Origin of the sequence: Pseudomonas putida, assembly GCF_003228315.1 — a bacterium.
In the GTDB taxonomy this organism is placed as follows: domain Bacteria; phylum Pseudomonadota; class Gammaproteobacteria; order Pseudomonadales; family Pseudomonadaceae; genus Aquipseudomonas; species Aquipseudomonas putida_S.
Genome location: NZ_CP029693.1, coordinates 1,213,508 through 1,227,589 on the forward strand (window position 1 = coordinate 1,213,508; position 14,082 = coordinate 1,227,589).

Annotated in this window: 11 protein-coding genes; 8 read left to right on the forward strand and 3 right to left on the reverse strand. The window is 60.8% G+C overall.

The features are described from left to right. Nucleotides 1-106: 106 nt before the first annotated feature. Both DKY63_RS05285 and DKY63_RS05290 read right to left on the reverse strand, forming a co-directional pair. Entirely contained in the window at nucleotides 107-1,405 is a 1,299-nt protein-coding gene (locus DKY63_RS05285) for an ATP-binding protein (RefSeq protein WP_110963131.1), read from the reverse strand. 4 nt (nucleotides 1,406-1,409) lie between these two features. After that, nucleotides 1,410-2,111 (reverse strand): response regulator transcription factor, encoded by a 702-nt coding sequence (locus tag DKY63_RS05290; protein WP_110963132.1) that lies wholly within the window; start codon nucleotides 2,109-2,111, stop codon nucleotides 1,410-1,412. Between the two features lie 296 nt (nucleotides 2,112-2,407). Here DKY63_RS05290 and DKY63_RS05295 point away from each other — a divergent pair, with 296 nt between their 5' ends. The 3 genes from DKY63_RS05295 (at nucleotide 2,408) to DKY63_RS05305 (ending at nucleotide 7,512) form a co-directional block, all read left to right on the forward strand. Continuing rightward, on the forward strand, nucleotides 2,408-3,565 hold the full coding sequence (locus tag DKY63_RS05295; RefSeq protein WP_110963133.1) for an efflux RND transporter periplasmic adaptor subunit: 1,158 nt from the start codon (nucleotides 2,408-2,410) through the stop codon (nucleotides 3,563-3,565). 15 nt (nucleotides 3,566-3,580) lie between these two features. Further along, nucleotides 3,581-6,679 (forward strand): efflux RND transporter permease subunit, encoded by a 3,099-nt coding sequence (locus DKY63_RS05300; RefSeq protein ID WP_110963134.1) that lies wholly within the window; start codon nucleotides 3,581-3,583, stop codon nucleotides 6,677-6,679. Between the two features lie 191 nt (nucleotides 6,680-6,870). Then, nucleotides 6,871-7,512 carry a DUF1345 domain-containing protein gene (locus DKY63_RS05305; protein ID WP_110963135.1) on the forward strand — a complete coding sequence of 214 codons (642 nt, stop codon included), beginning with the start codon at nucleotides 6,871-6,873 and terminating at the stop codon, nucleotides 7,510-7,512. A gap of 24 nt (nucleotides 7,513-7,536) precedes the next feature. Here the strand turns inward: DKY63_RS05305 and DKY63_RS05310 are convergent, their stop codons facing one another. Beyond that, nucleotides 7,537-9,219, reverse strand: coding sequence for a fibronectin type III domain-containing protein (locus DKY63_RS05310; RefSeq protein ID WP_162634871.1), 1,683 nt, complete (start codon nucleotides 9,217-9,219; stop codon nucleotides 7,537-7,539). A gap of 202 nt (nucleotides 9,220-9,421) precedes the next feature. Here DKY63_RS05310 and DKY63_RS05315 point away from each other — a divergent pair, with 202 nt between their 5' ends. The 5 genes from DKY63_RS05315 (at nucleotide 9,422) to DKY63_RS05335 (ending at nucleotide 14,000) form a co-directional block, all read left to right on the forward strand. Beyond that, nucleotides 9,422-10,261 carry an AraC family transcriptional regulator gene (locus tag DKY63_RS05315; protein ID WP_110963137.1) on the forward strand — a complete coding sequence of 280 codons (840 nt, stop codon included), beginning with the start codon at nucleotides 9,422-9,424 and terminating at the stop codon, nucleotides 10,259-10,261. Between the two features lie 53 nt (nucleotides 10,262-10,314). Then, nucleotides 10,315-10,923 carry a LysE family translocator gene (locus DKY63_RS05320; RefSeq protein WP_110963138.1) on the forward strand — a complete coding sequence of 203 codons (609 nt, stop codon included), beginning with the start codon at nucleotides 10,315-10,317 and terminating at the stop codon, nucleotides 10,921-10,923. A 120-nt stretch (nucleotides 10,924-11,043) separates the two neighbouring features. Further along, nucleotides 11,044-12,069, forward strand: coding sequence for a LacI family DNA-binding transcriptional regulator (locus DKY63_RS05325; protein ID WP_110963139.1), 1,026 nt, complete (start codon nucleotides 11,044-11,046; stop codon nucleotides 12,067-12,069). A 169-nt stretch (nucleotides 12,070-12,238) separates the two neighbouring features. After that, on the forward strand, nucleotides 12,239-13,021 hold the full coding sequence (locus DKY63_RS05330; protein WP_110963140.1) for a sugar phosphate isomerase/epimerase family protein: 783 nt from the start codon (nucleotides 12,239-12,241) through the stop codon (nucleotides 13,019-13,021). Continuing rightward, complete coding sequence (locus tag DKY63_RS05335; protein ID WP_110963141.1) at nucleotides 13,014-14,000, forward strand: sugar kinase; 987 nt, start codon at nucleotides 13,014-13,016, stop codon at nucleotides 13,998-14,000. Before DKY63_RS05330 ends, DKY63_RS05335 begins: the two co-directional genes overlap by 8 nt. The last annotated feature ends 82 nt before the right edge of the window (nucleotides 14,001-14,082 follow it).

Here is a 14,082-nt window from a genome sequence, read left to right on the forward strand (position 1 = left end):
CCAATCTCCAGTCATCGGTACATGGCGCGACAGCCTGACTGCGTGGGGACAATGAAACGCCCAAAACCCACCGGTGACTACTGTCAGGAATGACAGGTCGCCGGTATCAATCGGGCGTCGGCAACCACAACCGGAACCGCGCACCACCCAGTGGCGAGGCTTCCACAGTCAGCGTTCCACCCTGCGCCTCCAGCGCCCGACGACTGATCGCCAGCCCCAACCCAAACCCGCCCGTGGCGCGATCACGACTGCGGTCGAGACGGTAGAAGGGCTCGAAGATCCGCTCGCGCTCGTCAGCCGGAATGCCGATCCCGTCATCGTCCACGTGGATTTCACAACCCTTGGGGCACACCTTCACGCCAATCTGTATGCGTTTTTCGCAGTAACGCATGGCGTTGCGCAGCAGGTTTTGCAGGGCGCGAGCGGTCAGGCGCGGGTCGAGGGTGAAGCGTTCGAGCTGGCCGTGCAGTAGCACGTCGATGACGATGTCCGACGATTGTTCCTCATCGACGCTGCCCAGAATGCTGTCGATGAACTCATCCAGCGACACCTCGACCTGCTCCGGGACCCGTGCCGGGTTTTGCAGCCGACTGTAGGACAGCAACTCCAGCACCAGTTCATCGAGTTCGCGAATGTGATCCACCAGGCCTTGCAGACGCTCGCGGCTGGTGGCGGGCAAGTCATCGGACAGCGCCAGGGCCAGGCCAAAATCCAGCCGGGTCAGGGGTGTGCGCAGTTCGTGGGAGACGGCATTGAGCAGATCGCGTTGCTGGTTCAGCAGGTTTTCGATGTCGCCGGCCATGGTGTCGAAGACGTTGGCCAGGCTGCCGATGTTGGAACTGGGCGCAATCTGCGTGCGCTCGCTCAAATGACCTTTGCCGAAGCGCTCGGCCGCCCCCTTGAGCCTTTCCAGGTCCCGCCAGTGCGGGCGCAGCCACAGCAACAGGCAAGCGAGCATGGTCGCGCCGATCAGCACGTTGATGCTCCAGTACAACAGGCTGACGTCCATCGGGTCCGGCGGCACCACCATTTGCACCACGGTGTGTTCGTCCAGCGGTGCCACCGCCAGGGTGCGCCAGCCCCAGTCGCCAATGCGCACCACGTTTTCGCCACGCTGCAAGCGCTGCTGTTCATCAAGGGAAAAATCAGGATCGTCGTTGCCGCTGAGGACGATGTGCAGCGGATGGAATTCCTTGTCCATGTCCGTTGCCAGCGCTGGCCATTGCTCGCCTGGCACCGCCTTGAACTGCTTGACGATCAGGGTTTGCAGCCCTCGGGAATAATCGAGGTTGTAGGTCACGAAACGCTCGTGGAACACCTTGACCACCAGGTCCGGCACCAGATAAATGGCAGCGCTGAACGAGACGATGGTGACCAGATACAGGCGAAAGAGGATTCTGAACATCGGCTCAGCATTCCCACTCGGAACGGCTGAACAGGTACCCCTTGCCCCACACCGTCTTGATCTTGCGCGCCTCGCCGGCGCTGTCGTCGAACTTGCGCCGCAGCTTGGAAATCGCCACGTCCACCGAGCGATCGGTGCCGTTGAATTCAATGCCGCGCAGGCGTTGCAGGATCTGGTCGCGGCTCAAGACTTCGCCGGCATGCCGGGCCAGCACCACCAGCAGGTTGTATTCGCCGCTGGACAACTCCACCGCCTGTCCGCGCCAGGTCACGGTGCGCTCCGACAAGTCGATGCACAGGTTGCCCATGATGATGCGGTCGTTGGCGGTCTGCGGCTCGCCGAGGCTGCTGCGGCGCAACAGGGTACGCACCCGGGCCAGCAGCACCCGGGGTTCGCAGGGTTTGGTGACGTAGTCGTCGGCGCCCATTTCCAGGCCCAGCACCTGATCGTGGCTGTCGTCGCGGGCAGTGAGCATCAGGATCGGCAAGGTCGCCGAATCGGCGCGCAGCAGGCGGCAGACTTGCAGGCCGTCGAGGCCGGGCAACATCAGGTCGAGGATAACCAGGTCCGGCGGCGTGACCCGCGCCCGTTCGCGCACCTGATCGCCACGACCGAGCACGCTGACGCTGTAACCGTTGCGTTCCAGGTAGCTGGCGATCAGTTCGGCGAGGGCGGTGTCGTCTTCGACCAGGAGGATGTTGGGCATGGGGTGTTTCCAGAAAATTACGGTGGCGTCCGGTAAATCGCCATCGCGAGCAGGCTCGCTCCTACAAGGAATCCGAGGTGGGCACACCATTTGTAACCACCACGAAACCACTGTAGGAGCGAGCCTGCTCGCGATGACGGCCTCACAGACGCAAAAAATTACAGGACCTCAAGGATATACGCCCGCACCCAAACCTGAGCAAAACCCTTACACAATTTCACACACCCCCAACAAAGCTTCACCGCTGCCCTCCCCGCCGCCCAGTAGCATGGCGTCGGTCAATATTGGGGTAATCCATGTCAAACCATCTGCTTGCCAAGCTCAGCCTTCTGGCGCTGGCATTGACGCTGAGCGCCTGCGACAAGGCCTCGACCGCCGAAGAACAGGCACCGCTGGCCACCGTGCGCATCGAAACCCTCTCCGCCGGGCCGCTGTCGATCAGCAGCGAGCTGAGCGGGCGCATCGTCGCGCCGCGCATCGCCGAAGTCCGTGCCCGCGTCGCCGGCGTGGTCCTGCAACGCACCTTCCGCGAAGGCAGCGATGTGAAACAGGGCGACGTGCTTTTTCGCATCGACCCGGCACCGTTCAAGGCCGACCTCGACAGTGCCCAGGCGGCATTGCGCAAGGCCGAGGCCAACGCGTTCCAGGCGAAGTTGCAAGAACAGCGCTACGCACAATTGATCGACGACAAGGCCATCAGCGGCCAGGACTACGACAATGCGCAGGCCGCCGTTCGGCAAACCGCGGCCGATGTCGCCGCCAATAAAGCCGCGGTGGAGCGAGCCAGACTGAACCTCGGTTACGCCACCGTCACCGCGCCGATTTCCGGGCGTATCGGTCGCGCACTGGTCACCGAAGGCGCATTGGTCGGTCAGAACGAAACCACGCCACTGGCATTGATTCAGCAACTGAACCCGATCCACGCCGACCTCACCCAATCGACCCGCGAACTCAACGACCTGCGCCGTGCCTTCCGCTCCGGCCAGCTCAAGGAAGTGGGTCAGGGACAGGCCAAGGCCACGCTGATTCAGGATGACGGCAGCCTCTATCCGCTGCCGGGCAAGCTACTGTTCACCGACATCACGGTCGACCCCGGCACCGGTCAGATCATCCTGCGCAGCGAATTCCCCAACCCGGACCTCGACCTGCTGCCCGGCAGCTTCGTGCGGGTGCGCCTGGAGCAAGCGGTCAATCAGCAAGGTATCAGCGTGCCGCAACGGGCGATCCAACGGGACAGCGCCGGCATTGCGCAAGTGCTGCTGCTCGACGATGAACAACGCGTCGGCCTGCAACCGGTGGAACTGGGGCCGGTGCAAAACGACCGCTGGATCGTCACCGGCGGCCTCAAGCCCGGCGACCGCATTGTCATCGAAGGCCTGCAGCATGCGCGCCCCGGCGAGAAAGTGCAGATCGACGACTCCCCTCTTCCCCTTGCCCAGGTTTCTGGCCAGTAAGCAGGACGCTTGTTTATGCCGCAGTTTTTTATCGACCGCCCGGTGTTCGCCTGGGTGGTCGCCCTGTTCATCCTGCTCGCCGGTGCGCTGGCCATTCCGCAGCTGCCAGTGGCGCAGTACCCGGACGTTGCGCCACCGCAAATCGAAATCTATGCCGTGTACCCGGGCGCTTCGGCGCAAACCGTGGACGAGAGCGTGGTCAGCCTGATCGAGGAAGAACTCAACGGCGCCGATCACCTGCTGTACTTCGAGTCGCAAAGCAGCCTCGGCAGCGCGACGATCAAGGCCACCTTCCAGCCGGGCACCGATCCGGAAATGGCCCAGGTGGACGTGCAGAACCGCCTGAAAGTCGTGGAGTCGCGCCTGCCGCAGGCGGTCAACCAACAGGGCTTGCAGGTGGAGAAAGTCTCCGCCGGTTTCCTGCTGCTGATCACCCTGACCTCCAGCGACGGCAAGCTCGACGACGTGGCGCTCAGCGATTATCTGGCGCGCAACGTGATGAACGAGATCAAGCGCCTGGACGGGGTCGGCAAGGCCCAGTTGTATGGCGCCGAACGGGCGATGCGCATCTGGATCGACCCGCAGAAACTGATCGGCTTCAACCTCACACCCGCTGACGTCAACGCCGCCATCGCCGCGCAGAACGCCCAAGTCTCGGCGGGCAGCATTGGAGATTTGCCGAGCCGCTCAACTCAGGAAATCACCGCGACCATTCTTGTGAAAGGCCAGTTGTCGACCCCGGAAGAATTCGCCGACATCGTACTCAAGGCCAATCCCGACGGTTCAACGGTGCGCATTGCCGATGTGGCGCGGGTCGAGATCGGCAGTCAGGACTATCAGTTCTCCACGCGCCTGAACGGCAAGCCGTCGACCGCCGTCGGCGTGCAACTGTCGCCGGGGGCCAACGCCTTGAGCACCGCAACGCTGGTGCGGGCGAAGATGGATGAACTGTCGCGTTATTTCCCGGCCAACGTCGAATACAAGATCCCCTACGACACCTCGCCCTTCGTCAAGGTCTCGATCACCAAAGTGGTCTACACCCTGCTCGAGGCGATGGTGCTGGTGTTCGCGGTGATGTTCCTGTTCCTGCAGAACATCCGCTACACACTGATTCCGACGCTGGTGGTGCCGGTGGCGCTGATGGGGACGTTCGCGACCATGCTCGCCCTGGGTTTCTCGATCAACGTGCTGACCATGTTCGGCATGGTGCTGGCCATCGGCATCCTCGTGGACGATGCCATCGTGGTGGTGGAAAACGTCGAACGGATCATGGCCACCGAAGGCCTGTCGCCCAAGGAAGCGACGCGCAAGGCAATGAAGCAGATCACCGGCGCGATCATCGGCATCACCCTGGTGCTGGTGGCGGTGTTCATCCCCATGGCGTTCATGCAGGGATCGGTGGGGGTGATTTACCAGCAGTTCTCATTGTCCATGGCCACTTCGATCCTGTTCTCGGCGTTCCTGGCCCTGACCTTGACTCCGGCACTGTGTGCGACGCTGCTCAAGCCCATCGCCAAGGGCGAGCATCACGAAAAAACCGGCTTCTTTGGCTGGTTCAATCGTCGCTTCGAGCAACTGACCACGCGCTATCAGGGCTGGGTCGCCTACGCACTGAAACGCAGCGGGCGTTACCTGCTGATCTACGTCGTGCTGCTGGTGGGCCTGGGGCTGCTATTCAGTCGTCTGCCCTCCTCGTTCCTGCCCGTGGAGGATCAGGGCTACACCATCACCGACATCCAGTTGCCACCGGGCGCGAGCAAGAACCGCACGGTGCAGGTGGTCGAACAGATAGAAGCGCATAACGCCACCGAACCGGGCGTCGGCGACAGTACGGTGATTCTCGGCTTCAGCTTCTCCGGCAGCGGGCAGAACGCGGCGCTGGCATTTACCACGCTGAAGGACTGGTCCGCGCGTGGTCGCGATGACTCGGCCAGTTCCATTGCCGACCGCGCCAACATCGCCCTGAGCCAGATCAAGGACGCCATGGCGTTCGCCGTCTTGCCGCCACCGGTGGACGGCCTCGGCACCTCCAACGGTTTCGAGTTCCGCTTGCAGGACCGTGGTGGCCTCGGCCATGCCACGCTGATGCAGGCACGCACTGAGTTGCTGGCTGCCGCCGAGAAAAGCCCGGTCCTGATGAACGTGCGCGAAAGCGCCCTGGCCGAGGCGCCACAGTTGCAACTGATCGTTGATCGCAAGCAGGCCAATGCGCTGGGCGTGTCCTTTGCCGATATCGGCAGCGTGCTGTCCACTGCCGTCGGTTCGAGCTACATCAACGACTTTCCCAATCAGGGACGCATGCAACGGGTGGTGGTGCAAGCCGAAGGTGGTCAGCGCAGTCAGGTGGATGATCTGCTGAAAATGCATGTGCGCAACAACGATGGAAAAATGGTCCCGCTGTCCGCCTTCGTTCAGGCCAAATGGACCTTGGGGCCGGCACAACTGACACGCTACAACGGCTACCCGGCGATCAGCATTTCCGGTGAGCCGAAGCCGGGTTACAGCACTGGTGAAGCCATGGCGGAAATCGAACGGCTGGTGGCACTGGGGCCGCCAGGGTTGGGGCAGGAATGGACCGGCCTGTCGTTGCAGGAACGCTTGTCCGGCAGCCAGGCGCCGATCCTGCTCGGTTTGTCGTTGCTGATCGTATTCCTGTGTCTGGCGGCCTTGTACGAGAGCTGGTCGATCCCGACCTCGGTGCTGCTGGTGGTGCCGCTGGGTGTGCTTGGCGCGGTGCTGGCGGTGACCCTGCGCGGCATGCCCAACGACGTGTTCTTCAAGGTCGGGCTGATCACCATCATCGGCCTGTCGGCGAAGAACGCGATCCTGATCATCGAGTTCGCCAAAAGCCTGGTCGACGAAGGCCACGACCTGATCGACGCCACCCTGCAGGCCGCGCGCCTGCGGTTGCGGCCGATCGTCATGACCTCCCTGGCCTTCATCCTCGGCGTGGTGCCACTGGCCATCGCCACCGGCGCCAGCTCGGCGAGTCAGCAAGCCATCGGGACCGGGGTGATTGGCGGGATGATCACAGCGACCTTGGCGGTGGTGTTCGTGCCGGTGTTTTTTGTGGTGGTGATGAAGCGGGTGCGTGGGCGACAGAAAAAAATCTAACCAACACCACCATCCTGTAGGAGCAAGGCTTGCCCGCGATAGCGGTGTAACGGTCACCATCATAATCGACTGCTACACCGCTATCGCGGGCAAGCCTTGCTCCTTCAGGGGATGAAGTTGCCTTGAGCATTGTGGTCATTTCAGGCAACGCTGGGCTAAGGTGATTGCAAACCCCGACCCATCGAGCCCCCATGCCTTTCCTCACCCACACCCACCCTCGCCTATCGGCCGCCACGACACTCGGCATCGCGGCCGGCATTCTGATTCCCGCCGATTCGATCATCGGCAAAATCCTCATCGGTTGGAACATCGGGGTCTGGAGCTATCTGGTGCTGATGTTCTGGCTCACCGTGCGCTCCAAAGCCACGGACGTGAAACGCATCGCCGAAATCGAAGACGAAAACGCCGGATTGGTACTGTTTGTCGTATGCATTGCGGCGATTGCCAGCCTGGCGACCATCACTTTCGAACTGGCCGGCAGCAAGGATCTGGAAACCACTCGCAAGTTGCTGCACTACGGCTTCACCGCGTTGACGGTCATTGGTTCATGGTTGTTGATCGGGGTTATTTTCAGCGTGCATTACGCGCGACTGTTTTACACCTGGGAAGGCAAGGAGCCGGCGCTGCGCTTTGCCGAAGGCCTGACCACGCCCAACTACTGGGACTTTCTGTATTTCTCGTTCACCATCGGTGTGGCGGTACAAACTGCGGATGTCGGTGTCGCCACGCGGGGCATGCGCAAAATCGTATTGGCACAATCGCTGGTCGGCTTTTTGTTCAATACCGCGATACTGGGGTTTTCGATCAATATCGCGGCGGGTTTGTTTGGGTGAAATAGCCGTGACCTTTAGTGCCATCTATATCTCGCCTTCCAGGCTTGTACTGATCGTGGCTCGATCGGAGACATTCCCGGAACCATCGATTGCACAGACTTCGAACGTATATGCGCCGGGGAGCAGATCCACTGCCGTGTATTGCGTCATGGGCGTGCGGTCGAAGTACTCTTGATTGTTATAAATGACATATTCGTAAACTCCGACGTCATCCGTGGAGTCGTCCCACTTCAATGTGATCGAATCACGTGTCGCACCCGTCTTGTGCAGATTTCCCGGCATACTGGGTGGAATAAGGTCGCGAGGCTCATGGATGAGAACAGTCGGGTCGGATAGCTGCCCAAAGACGTCAAAAACCGAAATGCTTATCTCGTGTTCGGCATTTGGCAGCAGGTTGTCCAAGCGATAGGACTCGAGAAACAGGATATCTCTGTGGAACTCACCATCCAACTGAATCCTGACGCCTGAGACAGGGATATCCTTCTGATATTTCCATTCCAGCCTGGCTGAAGTGGAGGTCAATGCAATGATTTTCGCTTCTGGTGCATCAGGCCGGGGAGATGGCGCTTGCCCTGTCGTCTTGAACACGGCCAGGCCACTGGACGAAGAAAGGTTGCCATCCTTGTCTTGCGCACGGACAAATACGTGATGATAGGTGCCACTGGACAGTCCGTTGAAGTTGAAAAAAGTGTCGGCTGTTCGAAAAACAAGCAAGCCATTCAGGACAACGCGATATCCGGCAACACCCGTATTATCGTCCGATGGCGACCAGGTCACGGTCGCAGAGGTGTCGGTGATATCACTCACGACCGGTGCACCCGGACGGCTGGGCGGAACATCATCCTCTACAGTGCTTTCCAGGGTGGCGGGAGCGGACTGGGCATCATCCAGGCGCGCTACAACCACGAATTTGAAATGGTGCGGCACCGGTCCCGGAGACAGATCCAACAGTTTGAAGTTGTGACCCCAGCGCCCCGAGGCGACAGTGAAGACTCGACCATTGATGGAAACGTCATGGGCAGGGTATTTCCTGAAAACCGGGTCCCAGGCCAATCTGCAAATCCCGTTACGGTGGTTGAACCTCAGGTTGGTTGGCGGGCGCAGTTTGGTCCTGAAGGTGTTGAAGCTCGGCTGGGAAATGCCTGCATCATTCACGGCTCGCACTTCAACCCGAAAATCGGTGTGTTCTGACAAATGCGTCAGGCTGACTCGAGGCTCAGTCACCACTCTTACCAGAAACCCGTTCAGATAAACCCGGAAACGGGTGCCTCTGAACTCCGGATTCGAAGCCTCCCACTGCAAGGTTGCCGACGCATGCGTCAAGTCGGTCAGCTCGAGAGTGCCGGGTTTACCAGGAGGTTTTAGCTTGAGCAAGCGATAAGAACTAACCGTTGAAACATTGTTTCCGGCTGCTTTGGCGGTGAAATGGAGCAAGTATTCGACATTGGCTTGCAATCCCGATATTTCACAAGGCGGGCGCGTCACACTGTGTGGGGCTATTCCTTCTCCAGTCACTTCGTAACCAACAGCATCCGGGCAGATTGAACACATTGCATAAGGTTCATCCCAGCAGAATGAGGCTGTGGTTGAAGACGTTCGCCACCCCCTGATATTGCCCGGGGAGCAAATTTGCACCCCCGGGCAAGATTCGATGTCGGTAGGGTTTCCAGCAAGGCTTTTGGTTGAGGATTGGTCGATACGACTCATCTCTCGCACCTCAGGTCAGATCATGTCCACTGAAACCTAAACCCGGCACCACCCATCGCACAACTATCAGAGGTGATAGTGGCGCGGCTGAATAATTACGCTATGGCTCGCCGTTTGTGCCCGGTGACCAATGCACAAACGTTCTAGCAACGCCCTCGCAACAGGCGTTAAATGTGTCAGTCATATATCCCGCAGATCAATCATGACTTCTCACAACTGGATCGACCTGGCTCAGGATGCCGACACTGGCATCGAGACACTGCGCGCGCATTTCCAGGGTCATGCCTACGACCCGCACTGGCACGACAGTTATCTGGTGGGTGTGACCGAGCAAGGGGTGCAGCAATTCAACTGCCGCCGGGCCAGGCATCAGAGCACCCCGGGCAAGGTGTTTTTGCTGGAACCGGGTGACATCCATGACGGCGAAGCGCCGACCGACGACGGCTTCACCTACCGCATGCTTTACATCGACCCGCAATGGTTGAGACACGAACTCGGCGCGGTGTTCGACAGGGCGCCGGACAACAGCGAATTGAGCTTCGCCAATACGCTGGCCACCGATGTGCGCCTGGCTCACGCCACCAGCCAGGCGTTTGAATCCTTGCATCGCGGCGAACTGAAGATGGTTCGCCAGACGGCACTCGATAATGTGATCGAGTGCCTGACCCGGCATCTGCACTGGCGCACCCGATATGGCGAAGACCCACGCCTGCCCCTGGTGGCGCAAAAGGCTCGGGAGTATCTGCATGCCCACGCCCATGAAGACATCGGCCTCGACCAACTGGCCGCCGCAACAGGTGTCGACCGCTTCCGCCTGACCCGCGCCTTCAAGGCCGCCTACGGCATGGCACCCCATGCCTACCTGGTGCAATTGCGCCTGGCCACCGCCCGGAGAATGCTCGCCCGAGGCGAACAACCGGCAGCAGTGGCCACGGCGCTGGGCTTTGCCGATCAGAGTCATCTGGGCCGCTGGTTCGTACGCGCCTACGGCTTGACACCGGCGTTGTACCGCAAGCGCTGCTCAAATCTTCCAGACAGCTGACCCCGGCATTCGTGAAGATCAAACTCACTGATCTTCACCGGAGTTTGCCTGCGATGCTGTCCTCATTCCCGACGTTCCTGCCCTTCCTGCTGTTCGCCTTCGTCGCCGCCATCACCCCGGGCCCGACCAATATTCTGGTGCTGAGCAACAGTGCCCGATTCGGCCTGTCCGCCGCCGTGCCGATCATCCTGGGTGCTTGCGTGAGTGCCGCCCTGCTCGTGCTGTTGGTGGGCGCGGGTGCTGGCGCTTCGTTGGTGCGCTGGCCCTTGCTGCAAACGCTGATGCAATGGGCCGGCGAGGCCTGGTTGAGCTATCTGGCATGGCAGATTTTCAGCGCGCCCGTTACAGCCATCAACGCACAGGACACCGAATCGCGCCTCGGCGTGCTGGGCGCCGCCGGCCTGCAATGGATCAATCCGAAGACGTGGATGATGGCGTTGGCAGTAGTGAGCGTTTTCGCCGGTGCTGGCGAAGATCGCATGGCCCATGTGCTGTATCTGTCCGCGGCATTTTTCCTGATTTCCCTGCCATGCCTGGGCGTTTGGGCGCTGCTCGGTGCCGGGTCGAGTCGCTGGTTGCGTTCGCCCCGCGCCGTTCAGAGGTTCAACCGCTGCATGGCCCTGCTGTTGCTGGGTTCGGCGTGGTTGAGCGTCCTGGCCTGAGCCCATTTGTCGGACAATCGCTAACACGGGGCTTGACGGCGAAGCGGCTTCTGGTGTCTTCTGAAACCGGTTTCAGTGCAACGCACAGACCTTATAAATCCAATAACAAGGTTTTAGCCCGTGAACGATTTCTCCGCCGCCCAGCGCAGCCGCGTGACCATGCTCGACGTGGCCGAACACGCCAAGGTGTCCAAGGCCAGTGTCTCGCGATTCATTGGCGAAGACCGCGCCCTGCTCTCCGATGCCATTGCCCAGCGCATCGAACAAGCGATTGCCGAACTGGGCTACCGCCCCAACCAGATGGCTCGCGGGCTGAAACGCGGGCGCACACGCCTGATCGGCATGCTCGTCGCCGATATCCGTAATCCTTATTCAATTGCCGTGATGCACGGAGTGGAAACCGCCTGCCGTCAGCACGGCTACAGCCTGGTGGTGTGCAACACCGACCGCGATGACGAGCAGGAACGCCAGCACCTGGCGCTGCTGCGCTCGTACAACATCGAAGGCCTGATCGTGAACACCCTCGGCCATCACCGCGACGAGTTGCACGAACTGCACCGGGAAATGCCACTGGTGCTGGTGGATCGCAAGGTCGAACACCTTGAGAGTGACATGGTCGGGCTGGATAACCCGCAGGCGGTCGATATGGCCCTCAATCATCTGCAGCATCGCGGCTATCGTGACGTGCTGCTGGTGACCGAGCCGTTCGATGGCACCAGTTCGCGGATCGAGCGCGTGAGCCGATTCAAGGAGCAGATCGCGCAGCGGCCGACTCTTAGCGGGAGCATCGTCGAAACCGGCGGCGAACTGACCGTCAACCTCAAAGACTTCCTCGACACGCCTGGTCCAGGCCCGAAGGCGCTGTTCTGTGCCAACGGCATTGCTGCCTTGGCGAGTACCCATGCGCTGCGCGAACTTCAGTGCAATCTGTTTGAAGATGTGGGGCTGATCGCTCTCGATGACCTGGATTGGTATCCGCTGGTGGGTAGCGGCATTACCGCCCTCGCCCAGCCGACTGAAGAGATTGGCGCCCGTGCCTTCGAGTGCCTGCTCAAGCGTTTGCGGGGGGATGACGGGCCGGTGAAGACTGTGGATTTTTCGGCGCGGTTGATTGTTAGAGGGTCGACCCGTGGGGTTTGTCGGTGACCGTTCTGGCGCCATCGCGAGCAAGCTTTGCTCCTACAGCTGTGAGGCGGACACACCATTCGAACTCGCCGTAATCTTGTAGGAGCAAAGCTTGCTCGCGATGGGGCCCGCAAGAACACCCCCTATTTTTTTCAACAAAAATGAAACCGGTTTCAGAGGTAGAAAAACAATGAACAGACCCGCCGTTTCCATCAGCCTTTCCAGCTACGGTGCCGACCTTGTACGCCAACGCGGCCAGGGCAGTTTCATCGACATACTGGCCGCCGCCGGCGCCACGCATATCGAATGGCGCGAAGAATTGCTGACCGGTGAGGCGCCCGAGCAACTGTCCAACGCAACGCAGGCCAAAGGGCTGCAAAGCGTGTATTCCTCGCCCATGGAACTGTGGCTGGCCGGCCAGTCGAAACCCAACCCCGAATTGATGAGCGCCCTGCAACGCGCCCAAACCTTCGGTGCCAAATGGCTGAAGGTGTCCCTGGGGTATTTCACCGACAACAACGATCTTCAGGCGTTGGCCCAGGCGCTGGCCCACAGCCCTGTACAACTGTTGGTGGAAAACGACCAGACCCTGCACGGCGGTCGCATCGAACCCTTCCAGCGTTTTTTCACTGACGTCGAGCAACACAAGCTGCCGGTCAAGATGACCTTCGATATCGGCAACTGGCATTGGCAGGACCAGTCGGCCGCCAGCGCCGCGCGGTTGCTCGGGCGCCATGTTGGCTACGTACACTGCAAGGCCGTGTCACGCCGGGCGGACGGCAAACTGGTCGCCATACCGCCGGCTGCCAGCGACGTGCTTCAGTGGGAACAACTGCTGCGGCACATGGCGCAAGGCGTGATGCGCGCCGCCGAATATCCGCTGCAAGGCGATGACCTGGTGCAGCTCACCAGTGAGCATGTGGCGGTCCTCGCGCGCCTCGGGCAATCCCGCCTGGAGAGCGCACATGTCTGAGATCGATATCCTCTCGTTCGGCGAAACCATGGCGATGTTCGTCGCCGATCAGAACGGCGATCTGGCCAGGGTCGACCATTTCCAGAAGCGCATTGCCGGTGCGGACAGCAACGTCGCCATCGGCTTGTCGCGCCTGGGCTTCAAGGTGGCGTGGCTGAGTCGGGTTGGCGCGGACTCGTTGGGGCGCTTCGTGATCGATACCTTGAAAAACGAAGGTCTGGACTGCCGCAACGTGGCCATCGACTCCGCACACCCCACCGGCTTCCAGCTCAAGTCCCGCAGCGACGATGGCGACGATCCGATGGTCGAGTATTTCCGGCGCGGCTCGGCGGCCAGTCACCTGTCGCCTCAATCGATCGCTCCCGAACTGCTCAAGGCGCGGCATCTGCACGCCACCGGCATTCCCCCTGCGCTGTCTGCCACTGCGCGGGAGATGTCCTTTGAACTGATGACCCGCATGCGCGAGGCCGGGCGCAGCGTGTCCTTCGATCCCAATCTGCGGCCGAGCCTGTGGGCCAGCGAGCAACAGATGATCAGCGAGATCAACCGCCTCGCCGCCCTCGCCCATTGGGTGCTGCCGGGGTTGAGTGAAGGTCGCTTGCTGACCGGTTTCGAAGACCCGGCCGATATCGCTGCGTTCTATCTGGACAAGGGTGTGGAAGCGGTGGCGATCAAGCTCGGCCCCCACGGCGCGTACTACCGCACACAGCTGGACCAGGGATTCGTGGCCGGTGTGCCGGTGGAAACCGTGGTCGATACGGTCGGCGCCGGTGATGGGTTTGCCGTCGGCCTGATCAGCGCGCTGCTGGAGAACCACAGCATGGTCGACGCCGTGAAACGGGCGAACTGGATTGGCAGTCGGGCGGTGCAGAGTCGGGGGGATATGGAGGGGTTGCCGACACGGCTTGAGATGTACGGCGAATTTGAGACTGCCATCGCGAGCAGGCTCGCTCCTACAGTTGATTTGTGTGGAACATAAATTTGATGCACCCCACCGATCCCTGTGGGAGTGAGCCTGCTCGCGATGAGGCCAGTAAAAGCACTGAAGATTTAGAACCGTT